This is a genomic window from Sneathiella chungangensis (genome assembly GCF_009882935.1).
GTDB classification, from domain to species: Bacteria; Pseudomonadota; Alphaproteobacteria; order Sneathiellales; family Sneathiellaceae; genus Sneathiella; species Sneathiella chungangensis.
Genome location: NZ_WTVA01000013.1, coordinates 1 through 16,093, shown reverse-complemented (window position 1 = coordinate 16,093; position 16,093 = coordinate 1). Strand labels below are relative to the sequence as shown.

General features: G+C 51.5%; 13 protein-coding genes and 1 pseudogene. All 14 read right to left on the bottom strand.

Annotation, left to right across the window (positions count from 1 at the left end; all coding sequences use genetic code 11):
• Nucleotides 1-118 precede the first annotated feature (118 nt).
• A pseudogene (locus tag GQF03_RS11710) lies at nt 119-196 on the bottom strand (IS6 family transposase); the annotation flags it as partial.
• A 144-nt stretch (nt 197-340) separates the two neighbouring features.
• Nucleotides 341-1,654: a hypothetical protein gene (locus tag GQF03_RS11705; protein ID WP_161339476.1), complete on the bottom strand. Its 1,314-nt coding sequence runs from the start codon at nt 1,652-1,654 to the stop codon at nt 341-343.
• 678 nt (nt 1,655-2,332) lie between these two features.
• Entirely contained in the window at nt 2,333-3,652 is a 1,320-nt protein-coding gene (gene xylA / locus GQF03_RS11700) for a xylose isomerase (RefSeq protein ID WP_161339475.1), read from the bottom strand.
• Nucleotides 3,649-5,100, bottom strand: a complete 1,452-nt coding sequence (gene xylB / locus GQF03_RS11695; protein WP_161339474.1) for a xylulokinase — start codon at nt 5,098-5,100, stop codon at nt 3,649-3,651. Before xylB ends, xylA begins: the two co-directional genes overlap by 4 nt.
• Nucleotides 5,101-5,109: 9 nt before the next feature.
• Complete coding sequence (locus tag GQF03_RS11690) at nt 5,110-6,273, bottom strand: Gfo/Idh/MocA family protein (protein WP_161339473.1); 1,164 nt, start codon at nt 6,271-6,273, stop codon at nt 5,110-5,112.
• Nucleotides 6,273-7,328: a sugar phosphate isomerase/epimerase family protein gene (locus tag GQF03_RS11685; RefSeq protein WP_161339472.1), complete on the bottom strand. Its 1,056-nt coding sequence runs from the start codon at nt 7,326-7,328 to the stop codon at nt 6,273-6,275. Before GQF03_RS11685 ends, GQF03_RS11690 begins: the two co-directional genes overlap by 1 nt.
• An 18-nt stretch (nt 7,329-7,346) precedes the next feature.
• Nucleotides 7,347-8,411, bottom strand: a complete 1,065-nt coding sequence (locus GQF03_RS11680) for a LacI family DNA-binding transcriptional regulator (protein WP_161339471.1) — start codon at nt 8,409-8,411, stop codon at nt 7,347-7,349.
• 10 nt (nt 8,412-8,421) lie between these two features.
• Nucleotides 8,422-10,056 (bottom strand): dihydroxyacetone kinase subunit DhaK, encoded by a 1,635-nt coding sequence (locus tag GQF03_RS11675; RefSeq protein WP_161339470.1) that lies wholly within the window; start codon nt 10,054-10,056, stop codon nt 8,422-8,424.
• Nucleotides 10,057-10,065: 9 nt separating this feature from the next.
• Nucleotides 10,066-11,061 carry an ABC transporter ATP-binding protein gene (locus GQF03_RS11670; RefSeq protein WP_161339469.1) on the bottom strand — a complete coding sequence of 332 codons (996 nt, stop codon included), beginning with the start codon at nt 11,059-11,061 and terminating at the stop codon, nt 10,066-10,068.
• Nucleotides 11,054-12,151 carry an ABC transporter ATP-binding protein gene (locus GQF03_RS11665; protein ID WP_161339468.1) on the bottom strand — a complete coding sequence of 366 codons (1,098 nt, stop codon included), beginning with the start codon at nt 12,149-12,151 and terminating at the stop codon, nt 11,054-11,056. The genes GQF03_RS11670 and GQF03_RS11665 overlap by 8 nt, the downstream gene beginning before the upstream one ends.
• 2 nt (nt 12,152-12,153) lie before the next feature.
• On the bottom strand, nt 12,154-12,342 hold the full coding sequence (locus GQF03_RS11660; RefSeq protein WP_161339467.1) for a hypothetical protein: 189 nt from the start codon (nt 12,340-12,342) through the stop codon (nt 12,154-12,156).
• Entirely contained in the window at nt 12,339-13,277 is a 939-nt protein-coding gene (locus GQF03_RS11655) for a carbohydrate ABC transporter permease (RefSeq protein ID WP_161339466.1), read from the bottom strand. The genes GQF03_RS11660 and GQF03_RS11655 overlap by 4 nt, the downstream gene beginning before the upstream one ends.
• A complete protein-coding gene (locus GQF03_RS11650) occupies nt 13,274-14,221 on the bottom strand; it encodes a carbohydrate ABC transporter permease (protein WP_161339465.1) in 948 nt (315 codons plus the stop codon). Before GQF03_RS11650 ends, GQF03_RS11655 begins: the two co-directional genes overlap by 4 nt.
• A 105-nt stretch (nt 14,222-14,326) precedes the next feature.
• Nucleotides 14,327-15,646 (bottom strand): ABC transporter substrate-binding protein, encoded by a 1,320-nt coding sequence (locus GQF03_RS11645; protein WP_161339464.1) that lies wholly within the window; start codon nt 15,644-15,646, stop codon nt 14,327-14,329.
• Nucleotides 15,647-16,093: the final 447 nt, after the last annotated feature.

Genomic DNA, 16,093 nt, shown 5'->3' with positions numbered 1-16,093 from the left:
GCTGATCATTTTCGCAATATACAATCAGATGTTCGCCGAACAGGCCACTTTGTCGACCACGGATACGTCCTGAAAGGGTACTGAAAGATTGATGCGAATTGATGTCCGTATGCCTCCAAAATACCTTTCGTATGCCGCGTTCATGAAGAAGGTCTTCAACATTTCGAAGTGAAAGCGGAAATCGAACATACATCATCACCGCAAGGCGAATGATCTCAGGAGAGTTTTGAAAAAGCGAAAGCGGCTCTAACTTGTCATGCTCGGCGGCTGGTCAGCGAAAAAAAGACCATCAAGCCATTTGCTTCTGACAGTACCCCCAGATAACATCCTTCCCAAAGCCTTACTTACTGCAAGTTGGAATTTCACCGGATTTCTTCTTAACAAAGGCCAGGCAACCGCAGGACGTCTTGTTTGCTTCACACCATTCCCGTTGCGACTTTATGTAGGCCAGCTGCTCCGCTTCAATCTTTTGTTTGTGTAGCGCAATACGTTCGGCACGAGATTTTTCAAGCTCTGCCTGTTTTTGCGCGCGAAGTATGCTGTCCTCACGTTTTGCGGCTTCCAATTTTTCATACTGGCGTTTCAGGTCAGCTTTGATTTTTTCAAGATCCTGCTCAAGTTTCGCTTCGCGCTCTTCTCTGGTTCCCCCGGCTGCACGCCAGGCATGACAAGCTTCATTCCTCTTTTTTATCGCGGCACGGCGTGCCGCCCGCTGCGCACTTGTTTCCCCTCGGGGGGTACTGGTCAAACAAAGGTTGAACGCGCAGTGGCAGCGTTCTGGATAAGTCTGTTCTGCCCTCTCAAACTCTCGCCGTTTTTTTCCAATTGCGTTTTCAAGGGAGGCAATTTCTGCTTCCACGGATTTCGTTTTGGTTTGAATGCTGTCCAATATTTTCTCTTCTTCATTCCTGGCCTCGGATATGGCCAGAGACGCCGGATCGTTATCTACCTTTTTGTTTTCAAGATAGCGAACTAACTGTAGTACGCCATCTTTTGTTGCAATCCCTCGGCCAATTTTCTGGCCCTTTTTGTTAAAATATCCTGCATACAATACATCGCCGTTCTTTGCGGTTAGCGTTCCAACACCATACGGTTTGAAACCGTTATATCTCCCCTGATAGAAGTCACCATTTGGATAGGTCAGTATCCCCTGGGGGGTTAAGCTTCCCCGATTGACAAGTCCGGTATAAAAGGCTCCGTTTTTCCACGTGATACGGCCTTCTCCGTTCGCTTTTCCCATAAAGACCGGCCCTTCCCAGTTGCCCCCATAAACTTTGTACCAGTTAATACGGGCGCCAGCCGGGACAAAGCCGGCGAGGCGTCTGTTCTCGAGCAGATTTGGTACACTAGCAAGATTTACAAATGTAGACGAGCCGTCAGTATCGAAGCCAAGAGCATATGTCTGACCACTTGTATCCAGATCAAGGCTTCGGCTCGCTACAGGCTTGCCGTCCATAAGAATGCCAAGAACTTTTTCTGCTTTAATATAGGCATCAATTTGATGAGTCCCTGGCCAGAGCTCCAGCTTATAAAAATCATCACTGGTAATCTCTCCAATCTCCTGGCCATTTAGAGAAATTCCCCAGGTTCGCATGGACCCCATCAATCCTCCGGACTTATAGACATAAAGAAAAATCTTATCCGGATCAGGCATACTGTTGGTCTGAGCGACCGATTTGGCAGGTACTTTTCCCGTCACGTCTACCTGGGTTGTTTCTATGCAACTGCCTAGGCTTACGAGCAATGTGAACAGGACTAAACAGAACAGGGGACGATATTTGAAATACGAGAATATCATGAGACTTTTTACAACAAATCTGATGACGCTTATTTCCACGTCATAATTTCATAGCAGAATTTTTTTTTACAAAAAAAGAAATTTTCGGCCTACTGATTATAATTAGGTTGAAAATACTGAATTTTACGGTTTGGGAGTATTCCGAGGCGATTAGGCGCTAGTACTCATTCATTTTACGCGGGAAAAAAGTGTTATTCGGCGGGCTGTCAGACGAATGCGACCACGTCTCTGTATGGCGTAAAATGGCTCAAACGTCCCACTATTATACCGCGCTAAGTTGCTGCCACGCGGTCAGTGCGGCATCACTCTGAAGCTTGAATGCTTCTCGGCGGGTTAGGTAACGCTCATGGTTGACGCGGTTATGGACTGCTGGCTTGCATAGTTAAAAATTTCCGCATCGCCAGCTCCCTTCGTAGTCGCGGGAGATAGAAATTGCCACTCCTTTCCGCTCCAGAGATTATGCATTTCATACTGCATAAAAAGCGATGACGACAACTCAGATATCAGCAATATCCCATTTGGAATGCCGGATTTTCAGACAAACCGATTGAGGTAATTCTCCAGAAACTCCTGACGGCCTGATACCGGTTCTGGGTTGATATTTTCCGCGATGACTTTATCCGCAATTCGCGCCAGATCGATGTCATCGGAAAGCAATTCCTGTCCCGTTTTGGAAGACCATCCCTGATAGCGTTCATCAATCGCCTTTTGCAATCCGCCATCTTCAATAAGCGCGGCAGCAGCTTTCAATCCGCGGGCGCAGATATCCATCCCGCCTATATGGCCCGCCAGCAAATCAACCGGGTCCAGAGATTGACGGCGCAGTTTGGCATCGAAGTTCGTGCCTCCGGTCGTGAAGCCACCCGCTTTCAATATATAATAATAAGCCAGGGCAACTTCGGGTGTATTATTAGGGAACTGGTCCGTATCCCAACCTGATTGATAATCATTTCGGTTCATATCCACAGAGCCGAGAATGCCAAGTGCTGTCGCCATCGCCAATTCATGCTCGAATGTATGCCCCGCAAGGATCGCATGGCCCTGCTCGATATTGACTTTGACCTCCTTCTCAAGGCCGTGACGTTTCAAGAAACCGTAAACTGTCGCCACATCGAAATCATATTGATGTTTTGTCGGTTCCTGCGGTTTTGGTTCCACCAGGATAGTACCCTTAAATCCAATCTTATGTTTATAATCGACTACTAAATTTAGCATTCGGCCCATTTGCTGGTCTTCACGCGCCAGGTCAGTATTGAGAAGCGTTTCATAGCCCTCACGACCGCCCCACAATACGTAATTTTCACCCTTCAAACGATGTGTCGCATCCATACAGCTTTTGATGGTCGCAGCGGAGAAGGCAAATACATCCGGATCGGGGTTGGTTGAGGCCCCAGCCATATATCGTCGATGAGAGAATAAATTCGCCGTTCCCCAAAGCAGTTTGACGCCGGTTTCAGACATTTTTTCTTCAATGACATCAATCATTTCTTCGAGGTTGCGGGTGTTCTCGGAGAAATTGCTTCCTTCAGGTCGAATATCCGCATCGTGAAAGCAGAAATACGGCACGCCAAGTGCTGTGAACATCTCGAAAGCAACATCGGCTTTTAGCTTCGCCGCCGCCATTTCGTCGCTCATCCGGTCCGGGAACCAGGGGCGATCAAAGGTTTGTCCCCCGAACGGATCGCCCCCCGGCCAAGCGAACGAATGCCAATAAGCGCAAGAAAAGCGCAAATGCTCTTCCATTCGCTTGCCCAAGATAATTTCGTCTGGATTGTAATGCCGAAACGCCAGAGGGTTGCAGCTGCCCTCCCCCTCATATGAGATTCTTTGAATTGGGAAAAATCCGGTCGTCACATCAGCTCCTTTAAAGCCTGATAGCTTTTGGTATATTTTTGATAGGTTTCATCATAAAGCGGCGCTAACCGCGGATCTGGTTCATAAGTTTTTTGGATTGTCGGTGGCATCATCACTTCAGAAAGAGGCGCCCTGGACACGCCGGCAATTGCCAACCTCGCCGCACCGAGAGCTGCGCCAAAATCCCCTTTCGCCGGAAGATGGACAGGAATGCCAAGTGTATTGGCAAGCGTGTCCAGCCAAAAACTTGACCGGCTACCGCCCCCGATTGCAATGAGACTGGGTAATCTGGTCCCGGTGCTTTTCAGGGCTTCGAGGCAATCACGAAGAGCGAAGGTGACGCCTTCTATCACGGATTGGCACAAAATCTCGCTGTCGACGGCTTTTGAAAGACCAATGAACGCACCCCTTACCGCTGCGTCGTTATGCGGGGTACGTTCACCAGATAGATAGGGCAAAAACAGCGTGGATGCGGGACCGAAGGCCCTATCCGGCAGTTGTTCGACAAGTTCTGTCGTCTGTCGACCAAGGGTATTGCTAAGCCAGTTCAGGCTATCCGTTGCAGAAAGGATGACCCCCATCTGATACCATTTCGACGGCACCGCATGACAAAAGGTATGCACTGCACTTGCAGGTTCTGGTGCGTAGCTGTCTTTTGCAGCGAGCAGAACACCGGAAGTACCAAGAGAAACAAATCCCTGCCCCTCTGCAAATGCACCGATGCCGCACGCCGACGCCGCGTTATCCGCCGCACCGGCGACAACAGCAACGTCGTTGTTAAGCGAGAATTCCGATGCGACGACAGACCTTAAAGTGCCGACAACATCAGTCCCTTCGACAAGGTCCGGCAATTGATCGCGACGCATCCCTGATTCCTTGGTCAGGACGTCAGACCAACGCCGCTCGCCGACCTCTAGCCAGCTGGTTCCCGCCGCATCTGACATGTCAGTGACCAATTGTCCGGTCAACCAGTAAACCAGGTAATCTTTGGGCAATAAGACTATGGAAACACGCGCAAAATTATTGGGTTCATGCCGGGCCATCCACATTAGTTTTGGCGCCGTAAAGCCAGGAAAGACTATGTTGCCTGACAGGCCACGAAAATCAGGCATGCTGTCGAGCTCGGCGGCCTCCTTCGCTGCCCGGGTATCGTTCCAGAGAATACATGGCCGAATGACATTGCCGGCTTTATCAAGGCAGGTCGCCCCATGCATATGCCCGGAGATGCCAATTCCCTTGATTGATTTATATTCCTTTGAATATTTATGACGAAGTCGAGACATAACGTCTCTGCAGGCGTCTATCCAGCTCTGTGGATCCTGCTCCGACCAGCCATCTTTGGGATATTGCACGGAGTACTCGGCCGCGGCATCACCCACAACCATCCCCTCCGCGGAGACAAGCAAACCCCGCAACCCGGATGTACCAAGATCAAGGCCGAGATACATATTTGTCCCTCACGAGAGTTTCACCCATGCCGCATTGCGTGCCGAAGACCGCACGCAGGCATCGACGAATTGCACGCCTTTCAAGCCGTCGTAAACGGTTGGATAGATCACTTCTTCCGGGCAAGGTTCACCGCGCCGCGCCGCCATGATCGCCGCAGCCGCCTCGCTATAGATTGTCGCAAACCCTTCGAGGTATCCTTCCGGATGTCCGGGTGGAATGCGGCTGACCCGCGCGGCTGCCTCTCCCGCACCGGCTCCTTGCCGAGTGATCAGGCGCTTTGGTTGCTCGAAGGGAGAATGCCAAAGGTAATTCGGGTCCTCCTGCGCCCATTCCAGCCCGCCTTTTTCGCCATAGACTCGCAGGCGAAGCGCATTCTCATTCCCGGGCGCGACCTGGCTGCACCAGAGCATCCCGCGCGCGCCGCCCCTGAACCTCAGCATGACATGGGCGTTGTCATCGACCCGCCGCCCCTCGACGAAAGCCTGTAGGTCCGCCGCAAGGCTTTCGAGCTCCAGCCCGGTTACAAAACTAGCCAGATTGAAGGCATGAGTACCGATATCGCCCGTCGAGCCGCCAGCCCCGGATCGCTCCGGATCGGTGCGCCATTCGGCCTGCTTTATGTCCTGATGCGTTGTTAGCCAGTCTTGTGGGTATTCTACTTGAACGACGCGAATTTTACCGAGCTCGCCACCCAAAATCATATCGCGGGCCTGCCGGATCATGGGATAACCGGTGTAGTTATGCGTCAGAATAAACAGTGCATTTGACGATTCCACTGCTTTTACCAGCTTCTTCGCATCGGGCAAGGTAGAGGTGAGAGGCTTGTCGCAGATAACATGTATCCCACGTTTTAGAAATTCCCGCGCCGCGGCATAATGCACATGGTTTGGCGTCACGATCGCAACCGCCTCGATCCCGTTTTTCAAGCGTGCTTCGCGGATTGCCATTTTCTTGAAATCGTCATAGATCCGATCTGGTGCCAGCCCCAATGCGGCACCAGATGCCTGCGATTTCTCCGCGGTCGAGGACAGGGCGCCGGCAACCAATGTAAATTTATCATCCAGGCGGGACGCAATGCGATGCACACCGCCGATAAAAGCATCATTGCCGCCGCCCACCATGCCGAGCCTGATCCGATTGTCATGGCTTTCACTGCGCCCGTCGATCACCATCACGAAATCCCCAGCATTTTTCTGTTGGCTGCCTCATCGGTGCCGCCATCAGCAAAATCGTCAAAGGCTCGCTCCGTGACACGAATGATATGGTCTTTCACGAATTGCGCGCCTTCCCGCGCACCGTCTTCGGGATGCTTGAGACAGCATTCCCATTCGACAACCGCCCAGCCATCGAAATTATTGGCCGCCATCTTCGAGAAAATTCCGACGAAATCCACCTGCCCGTCACCGAGGCTCCGGAAGCGTCCCGCGCGATCCACCCAGGACTGATATCCACCGTAGACGCCCTGCCGTCCCGTCGGGTTGAACTCGGCATCTTTTACATGGAACATCTTGATCCGGTCCTTGTAGATGTCGATATGATCGAGATAATCCAGGCACTGCAGCACATAGTGGGACGGATCGAAAAGCATGTTGCAGCGTGCATGGTTATCCACGCGCTCCAGAAACATCTCGAACGTCACGCCGTCATGCAAGTCCTCGCCCGGATGAACTTCGTAGCAAACATTGACACCGCAATCCTCCGCATGATCAAGAAGCGGCCGCCAGCGCTTGGCCAACTCGTCAAATGCCGTTTCGACAAGCCCGGCTGGCCGCTGTGGCCAAGGGTACATATAGGGCCAGGCAAGTGCTCCTGAAAAAGTTACGTGATCCGTCAGTCCAAGATTTTTAGACGCGCTAAGCGCCAGTTTCACCTGATCCACGGCCCATTCCTGACGCGCTTTCGGATTCCCGTGAACCTCCGGCGCCGCAAAGCCATCAAAAGCCGTGTCATAGGCGGGATGAACAGCCACGAGCTGCCCTTGAAGATGGGTTGAAAGTTCGGTTACCTCAACACCGTTGGCTGCGGCCTGTCCCTTGAATTCATCACAGTAGTCTTTGGAGTTCGCCGCTTTATCAAGATCGAATAGCCGGCTATCCCAACTAGGGACCTGAACACCTATATAACCGCAATCCGCCGCCCATTTGGTAATACTGTCCCACGAGTTAAAAGGCGCGTCATCCCCGGCAAACTGCGCAAGAAATAGCGCGGGACCCTTTATTGTCTTCATCATTCCCTCCCATGATTATTATCCGCCTAGTAGCGGCATGTTTTCTTTTAAGTAAACGTCTATGCGGATTCGCTCCTGAGAAATATTGATCGGCAGATTATCCGTTTTCGCCCTGAGAATCCTCACAGTGCTTCTAATAAGATGACCCGTATCTTGGGAAATAATCGCGTCAAAAGTTCCCTGCTCCAGCGCGTCCCGTGACAGGGGTGTCAATTCATGACCCACAACGACCATTTTTTGATCCAAGCCGCCTTTACGCAAAAACTTTATCAACCCCAAGTTTCCGGCGGCCGACGAGTAGATGCCGGTGATATCTGGCTCAGTGGCGAAAGCGTCCGGTAAAAGCCTTTCCAGAAGATCCGGGTCATCTCGACCCTCCAGCGACGGCAAAACGGTTATCCCGGGGAAACTTTCAGTCATTACCTGATCGAATCCCAACCGCCGTTCAAGATGGTCCCGTGCTAACATAGATCCCGTGACAACCAATATTTTTCCTTTTTCCTTGGATAGGAAATGACCCATTAGCTGACCGGCGGTTCGCCCTGCCGCCACATTATCAATGCCAACAAAATGATCGCGCTTGGAGCTTGGTAAATCCGATACCAGCGCAACAACGGAAACGCCGCGTTTCTTGATCTGGTCGACAGCATCCCGCACCGAGGGCGTTTCCGGACTGAATATGGCAATACCGTTCACATCCTCGGGATCAATCTCCGATATAATGCGAGCCATGGCCTGCGGATCGAAAGCAGGTACTTTTTCGAAACTGAGCCTGGTACGGTCGAGCGCCATAACTTCAGACAAGTGGGAAATCTGCTCTTCAAGGAGGGAAATAAATTCGTTGTTACTCTCCGGAAGCAAAAAATGAAATCGATATACTCTTCCACGCGCCAAATTTGCGGCCGCCGTATCGCGAACGTACCCGAGTTGCTGGATCGCTTTGTTAACCCTCTCGATGGTAACACCGCGTACGCCGGGGCGGCCATTTAACACCCTGTCCACAGTCGCAAGGCTGACCCCGGCAACTCTGGCGATGTCATTTACGGTTGGTTTTAGAATGATGTCACGGTCCTGCTTTATCATTAATGCTGCTTCACGCCTCTTCCATGGCTTTTGCGAGCCCCTCGAATAACAAAGCAACCGCCTCTGCTCCCGGATCATTATGGCCGATCAGATTTTCCGCCGGGACATAAGACGCCCGGCCCGCTTTAGCACGTCCGATCTTCGCGGTCGCATCGGCACCCGCCCTTGCGGCGGCGGCGGCGGCGGCCATACCCTCAGAAAGCATGTTCAAGGCAGGGTCCAGCGCATCTATCATTGTTCTGTCACCCTTTTGCGCCCCCCCAACCTCGCTTATCCGGGAAAGGCCCGCAGAAAGGGCCGCGGCTATCGATTTTCCGCTGGCGAAGGCGTCCCCGGCCGCGCTGAAGAAAATAGCCAGAATGACTCCCGACGAACCCCCCATCGTCTGGCTAAGTTCATTGCCGACAGCACGGAAAAGCTGCGTCAAATCCGCTAATGGCATCCGAACAAGACTTTCTTTCAATGCACGCGCAGCGGTTGCCAAGGTACTGCCTGTATCGCCATCACCGGATTTTGCGTCCAGCGCGTTCAAGTCGTCTTCTGCATCAATCAGTAAATCGCAGCATGCCTCTATAATCGCTTTTGTTTTCGCGTTCACGGAAGCAATTGGCTTGATGGGCGACAAGCCATCCGGAAGCGGGAGCGTCTGAACCGGCACGATTGAAGCCATACCCGGCCAGGCATTCAATTCTACCTTGGTATCCAGGGCAGTCTGCCATTTTTCTGAAAGAGGCATGATGGATACCGAAAACCCATGCATATCCAGCGATGTCATCATCGGCGCGGGACCGATTATATACTTGATATGCTCAGCAAGGGGTGATGTCGCAAGTTCCTGCGCCAATACCGCCATCTCCAGAGGAGTAGTACTGCCGAGGTTATTCAGCATCGCTACATGCGGGCCATTGCCGACTTTTTCAGAAAGCTTGCCGAGAACTTCCGCCATGGCTCTATGCGCCGACTCAAAGACAACCTGTTCAGCTCCGGCTTCACCATGAATGCCGAGCCCAAGCTCAGCCTTGCCTACGCCAATGCGGGCTTCTTTCTGGGAGCCGGGAATGGTACAGGTGTCAAGCGACATACCAATGGTTGATACGGCATCGATGACCTCTCTGGCCGTACTCGCAACTTGATCCAGATCCGCACCACTTTCAGCTGCCGCACCGGCGATTTTATGAACCAGGAGCGTTCCGGCGACACCGCGCGGCTGCGGCAAGTCCGGAAGCGCGACATCATCATCGACGACAACCATTTCAACTTTTAGACCAAATGCCTTCGCACGCTCCGCTGCCAGTCCAAAATTCAGACGGTCTCCTGTATAGTTTTTAACGATAAGCAGACAGCCCGCTTCTCCGGTAACTGCCAGAATTCCAGCAAGAACTGCGTCCACAGAAGGGGATGCGAAGACCTCACCACAAATAGCGGCCGTCAACATGCCACGTCCCACAAATCCCGCATGAGCAGGTTCGTGCCCGGACCCACCGCCAGAAATCAACGCCACCTTCGACTTGTCCCAATCAGCGCGAATAACAACCTTGATGTGCGGATACCCATCCAAACGGATCAACCGCCCTCCCGCACTTTGCAAAAGCCCGTCGAGAGCATCTGTTACCAGGGTTGCTTTTGAATTTACAAATTGGCTCATGTTACACCCCTAGAATATCCGGTTGCCGCTATCGTCAAAGAAAAGAGGATCATTTGGTTCGATTGAAATGTTCGAGCCAACATCATAGGTCACATGCGGGTCGACCAACGTGGTGATATCATATCCTTGCAATTTTAAATGTAACCGCGTCTGATCTCCCAGATGCTCTACCCGTATAACCTCTGCCGGCTGACCGGAGCCCTGCCGTATCTGCTCTGGCCGCATACCAATTTGCGCCGCACCGTTGCCAGTTAATCCAAACAGTTCAGCAGGAAGAATATTGATCCGCGGCAAGCCGAGACGGCTCGCCACATAAACACTGTTCGGGTTCTCGTATATTTCCCGGGGAGACCCGAATTGGACAAGTCTTCCGTGATTGAGCACACCGACATGTGTCGCCATAGTCATGGCCTCAATCTGGTCATGAGTGACATAGAGTAAAGTTGCGCCTAATGTCGCCTGAATCCGTTTCAACTCCACCCGCAACTCAGTCCTGAGTTTTGCATCAAGAGAGCTCAGCGGCTCATCCATCAGATAAATTGAGGGATTGCGGACCAATGCCCGGCCAATGGAAACCCGCTGCATTTCTCCGCCCGACAGCTTCGTTGCCTTGTTGTCTAGTTTGTCGGATATTTGCAGGACGGAAGCGACTTCCGCAATCTTGCGTTCAATTTCCGCCTCTGGTGTTTTCAACATGGGAGAGCGCAACGGAAAGGCTAAATTATCGCGAACGGAAAGATGCGGATAGAGAGAATATTGCTGAAAAACCATGGCAACATCGCGCTGTGCCGGAGTTTCCTCATTCACAACTCGCCCGCCGATAGAAATCTCTCCCTGATCAAGTTTTTCAAGACCGCTAATAAGGCGCAAAGTCGTCGTCTTCCCCGCGCCTGTCGGCCCGAGAAGCACGACAAATGCTCCGTCAGGGATCGTCATGGTAACATCATCCAATGCGATGTCTGCACCAAACGACTTGGATACATTCTTGAGCAAAACCTCAGCCATTGGCCAGCACCCCGCTGTTCAATTCAGAAACGATCGCCCGGCCGCTTTGCTCATGAAACAATGTGATCGTCGCTGGATTGAAATTCAGTCCAACCCTATCTCCGACATTAATTACCTGGCTTGAGTTTAGGCGCGCCTTCAAATCCCCATTGGGGGTATCCAGTGTCACGATCTGTGTGGTTCCCAGATATTCAACCGCCAAAACAAGCCCTCGATACGTTCCGTCATCGGTGAAGCTGATATGTTCCGGTCGAACGCCGAACACGAGATCCCCCTGTATATCCTGAAGCTGTTTGGGAACCGCCAAGTTTACACCGCTCAGGGTGACGGAATTATCGCCCTTTTGCACGCCTCCTTCAAACCGCAGAAAATTCATTGACGGCGAACCTATAAAGTCCGCAACGAACATGGTGACTGGCTTATCGTAGATCTCTTGTGGTTCGCCGAATTGCTCAACCACCGCGTTATTCATGACCACAATCTTGTCCCCCATCTGCATGGCTTCTAATTGGTCATGGGTCACATATACCGTTGTCGCTTTCATGCGATCATGGAGTACCCTCAGCTCTTCGGACATATGTTCACGAAACTCCGCATCCAGCGCCCCTAGTGGCTCATCCATCATGAAGGCCTTTGGGTCACGTACGATCGCGCGCGCCAGCGCGACCCGTTGACGGTCTCCTCCGGACAACCCCCCTGTTGGTCGGTCAAGGATATCGGTAATCCCCAATATGTTGGATACCTCTGCTACCTTTGCCTTGATGTCGGCCCGCTGCATTCCCTGGGAAACCAACGGATACTGAATGTTCTTGCGGACATTCATATGCGGATAAAGCGCAAACATCTGGAACACAAAAGCGATATCACGCTGCGATGGCGGTCTCTGGCTAATCTCTTCGCCATCCAGATAAATTTCACCTGATGTCGGCAATTCCAATCCGGCAATCATCCGCAAGGTCGTCGTCTTTCCACAGCCGGACGGACCCAGGAGCATGAAGAACTCCCCATCTTCAATAGTGAAGGATGATTCCTTCACAGCGGTGAAATCACCAAAGTCCTTGCGTAAATTTTTGATAATGATCTGGGCCATGTCTATTCCCGAAAATGGCTGACGATGATGAACATCACTGTGCCAACCAAAGTTGTTATGAAAGAATAAGTGAAGGCCCAAAGCACAAACGGCTGCATCAGCATCACCACCCCAACGGCGATTAGGATGGTAGCAACCAATTCCCACGGCCCACGACGGAAGCCCAATATCCCTTTGATGAAATTACTCATTTGCGCACTGCCCCAAAGGTGATGCCCCGCAGCAGATGCTTGCGCAGCATAATTGTGAAAATCATCACTGGAATGAGGAAAAGCGTTGCGCCGGCGGCAACTGCCGGCCAATCGAGCCCGCCCACGCCGATAATCGTCGGTATGAAGGGAGGTGCCGTCTGCGCAGTGCCGGAAGTCAGCAGAACTGCAAAGGCATATTCGTTCCAGGAAAAAATCAGACAGAATATGGCTGTCGACGCGATGCCGGTGGCGGCTTGCGGCAAAACAACCTTGTAGAAGGCCTGAAAACGGGTGTAGCCGTCAATCAGAGCGGCATCCTCATACTCCCGTGGAATCTCGTCGATAAAGCCCTTCAGGAGCCAGACTGCCAGCGAGATATTCACTGCCGTATACAACAGGATCATCCCCAGATGCGTATCTGACAAACCAAGGTTACGATACATCAGGAAAATGGGAATCGCGACCGCAATGGGCGGCATCATTCGCGTTGAAAGAATAAAGAAGAGAAGATCATCGGCAAGCGGGATCTTGAATCTTGAGAAGGCATAGGCAGCCAACGTTCCAAGGAAGACACTCAGAAAAGTCGAGCCAAAGCCAATGATAACCGAATTCATGAAGCGCTGGCCAAACTTCGAGGGGCCCGCAATGACCATTTCGCGATTGCGCACGATCTCCTCGGCAAAATTGGTTGGCGGCGGCAGGCTTTCCAGGGTTTCCTTGGATACCCGGGTGCGGGTTGTGAAGAGATTCACATACCCTTCCACCGACGGTTCAAAAAACACCTTGGGGGGATAGCTGATGCTGTCGGGTGGCGTCTTGAAGCCGGTAATCATGATCCAGCCAAGCGGCACAAGCGTGATCACTGCGTAAAGGATAACCAATGTACCGGCAATCCATTTCTGCCGACTGCTGGATTCGGTTACAGAATAGCTCATCGTTCTTTCACCTTATTAAGCGCCTTGACGTAAATGGAGGCCAATCCAAACACCGTGACAAAAAGAATAATGGCAATCGCGCTGGAATAGCCGGTCCGCCATTTCTCAAACGCCTCGCGCTTCAAGTGAATAGACGCCAGTTCCGTGGTCGAGCCCGGTCCGCCGCCAGTCAGCTGCACGACCAGATCAAACATCTTGAAATTCTCGATCCCGCGGAACAGGACCGCCAGCATCAGGAAGGGAAGCACCATCGGGATGGTGATGGTGAAAAACTGCCGCAGCTTGGATGCCCGGTCAATTTCCGCTGCCTCATAGATATAATCGGGGATGGATCGCATCCCGGCGAGACAGATGAGCATCACAAAAGGTGTCCACATCCAGGTATCGACGATGACAATCGACCATGGAGCAAGATCAACGGAACCCAGCATCTCAAAGCTTGAGGGATCCTTGCCCGTCAGAAATGCAACAACATAATTAAACAAACCAATCTGCGGCTGATAGAGGAAGGTCCAGAAATTACCGACAACAGCCGGAGATAACATCATTGGTAAAACGATGATCGTCGTCCAAAGGTCGTTTCCCCTGAATTTCTTGTTGATAAGCCAAGCGAGCGTAAATCCGATCAGAACCTGAAAGAAGATTGTCCAGAACAGAAAATGTGCTGTTGCCTGCATGGATAGCCAGACATCCGGGTCATTCAATATCCGCTCGTAATTCCGGGTCCCGACATATTCTACCGCTCTGTTAATCCGATTTGCCTTAAAGTCGGTGAAGCTCAGATTAACAGTCCAAATCAATGGGAAAATATTGATCGCAAGCAATAAGAAAATCGTCGGCCCCACAAATATCCAGGCAATCGTACGATCGGAGAATCCCCTTATTTTGCGCGCAATACGTACCGGCGTTGCTCTGGCAACACGATCTACGGTCTTCTCAGACATATCACTTATTCCTGACGATTACTTGATTCAGGCAAAGACGTCCTGAACGGCGATTGCTTTGCGACGAAGGAATTTCGGGCCGGAGCTCCTCCGGCCCGATACACGTTAAAGCTTGCCTTCGTCCTGGAAAATCTCTGTCCAGTCTTTGACCAACAGATCAAGTGCCTCTTGTGCAGTTCCCTGATCGGCCACGATGTAGTCATGCAAACGTTTTTGCATTGCCAGCAGCAGTTCCGCATAAGCGGGTTCCTGCCAGAAATCCTTAACATTCTGCATTGCCAGCAGGAAATCGCCGGCGAAAGGAGCACTTTCCGGGAATTTCGGGTCATTCAGCACTGAATTATGCGCCGAATAGCCGCCAAGACCCCACCATTTTGCCTGCACATCCGGTTGGGCAAACCATTTGATATACTCAAGGGCGGCATCTTTTTTATCGGAATATGAAACAACCGAAATGCCTTGTCCGCCCAATGTCGATCCTTCAACGTTCTGAGGAGGATTGACAAAGAAATCGATCTTTTCACCACCGGTATTGGGGTCGGCGTACAGACCTGGGAAGAAGGCAAACCAATTCATCGCCATAGCAACTTGGCCGGATTTGAACGCATCCAAACTCTCACCCATATACGCATTGGTATATCCAGGAGGTGTCGCAGTTTTATAAAGCTCCTTATAGAATTCAAGGGCCTCAACCGCTTCCGGCGAATTCACTGCGCCTTCCATATCATATTTACCTGGCGTATTTTCATACTTGAAGCCCCAGGGATACAATGCCCCGGTCACACCCATGGTAATCCCTTCGGAACCACGCTCTGTGAAGATAGCCGCACCATAAACGGTCTGGCCATCAATCTCACGACCCTGGAAGAATTGCGCAATTTCCAGCAGTTCTTTCTGCGTCTTGGGTTCACCCAATTCGCGGCCTGTTTTCTCCTTGAATGCCGCCCGGATATCATCACGAGCAAACCAATCCTTGCGATAGAACCATCCGTTCGCATCCCCCATCGCAGGAAGGGCATAATAGTTCGGCGTACCTTTGGGCCAAGTCGAATAGGCGTAAACCGTTGCATCGGCAAAATCACTCATGCTGATGCCTTCTTTATCAAAGAAGTCGTTCAACTTCACATAATGCCCGTTTTCGGCGCCGCCTCCAATCCACTGGCTGTCACCGATCAGCAAATCACATAATTTTCCGCCTGAGTTCAATTCGTTCAGAATACGGTCGGCGAAATTCGGCCAGGGCACAAATTCGAAGCTCATTTTATGGCCGCTTTGCGCTTCAAATTCCTTACTGAGTTCTACAAGCGCATTCGCCGGGTCCCAAGCCGCCCAGCATAATGTCAGGTCTTCCGCCTGGGCCGGAGACGCAATTGTAGCCGCAGACAATGCCAGAGCACCCGCAGCTGCTAGTTTCAAAGTCTTCATTATTTTCCTCCCGAGTTAGACATAAAGCGAGTTAGCAGTGTTGGTCCCTGATTCACTTTTTTGTCATATTCACGCTAGTTGAGGTGCGTACCTCATGTCAAGAAAATTTTGAGGTGCGTACCACAAGCGGTATTAAGGTGCCGTCAAGCGGCCTTGTCACATTAACTCGCTGGATGCTGTCAGACGAATGCAGCCTCGTCTCCGTATTGCGAAAATGGCACAACGGTGGCTCTATTTTGCCGCACTAATTCGGTGCCATTCAGCAGGAAGAATGCTGCGTTGAACTCTAAATATGGGTCTTAAGTTGTGATGGCGTTCCGAGTTGAAGTGGTTATGGACCGATGCGTGAATAGAAGCGAATTTCCGTAAACTTCTTGGAAGCTCAAATTGTAACACCGCTGGTGATCGGGCGGCGAATTACTCTGAACCCATTCATTGTATTCCTTG

Excerpts from the sequence above, each read along its gene's own strand:
- GQF03_RS11650 (WP_161339465.1), bottom strand. The coding sequence starts at position 14,221 with ATGTCTGAGAAGACCGTAGATCGTGTTGCCAGAGCAACGCCGGTACGT.
- GQF03_RS11670 (WP_161339469.1), bottom strand. The coding sequence starts at position 11,061 with ATGGCTGAGGTTTTGCTCAAGAATGTATCCAAGTCGTTTGGTGCAGAC.
- GQF03_RS11690 (WP_161339473.1), bottom strand. The coding sequence starts at position 6,273 with ATGGTGATCGACGGGCGCAGTGAAAGCCATGACAATCGGATCAGGCTC.
- GQF03_RS11705 (WP_161339476.1), bottom strand. The coding sequence starts at position 1,654 with ATGCCTGATCCGGATAAGATTTTTCTTTATGTCTATAAGTCCGGAGGA.
- xylB (WP_161339474.1), bottom strand. The coding sequence starts at position 5,100 with ATGTATCTCGGCCTTGATCTTGGTACATCCGGGTTGCGGGGTTTGCTT.
- GQF03_RS11655 (WP_161339466.1), bottom strand. The coding sequence starts at position 13,277 with ATGAGCTATTCTGTAACCGAATCCAGCAGTCGGCAGAAATGGATTGCC.
- GQF03_RS11680 (WP_161339471.1), bottom strand. The coding sequence starts at position 8,411 with ATGATAAAGCAGGACCGTGACATCATTCTAAAACCAACCGTAAATGAC.
- GQF03_RS11665 (WP_161339468.1), bottom strand. The coding sequence starts at position 12,151 with ATGGCCCAGATCATTATCAAAAATTTACGCAAGGACTTTGGTGATTTC.
- GQF03_RS11645 (WP_161339464.1), bottom strand. The coding sequence starts at position 15,646 with ATGAAGACTTTGAAACTAGCAGCTGCGGGTGCTCTGGCATTGTCTGCG.
- GQF03_RS11675 (WP_161339470.1), bottom strand. The coding sequence starts at position 10,056 with ATGAGCCAATTTGTAAATTCAAAAGCAACCCTGGTAACAGATGCTCTC.
- GQF03_RS11660 (WP_161339467.1), bottom strand. The coding sequence starts at position 12,342 with ATGAGTAATTTCATCAAAGGGATATTGGGCTTCCGTCGTGGGCCGTGG.
- GQF03_RS11685 (WP_161339472.1), bottom strand. The coding sequence starts at position 7,328 with ATGAAGACAATAAAGGGTCCCGCGCTATTTCTTGCGCAGTTTGCCGGG.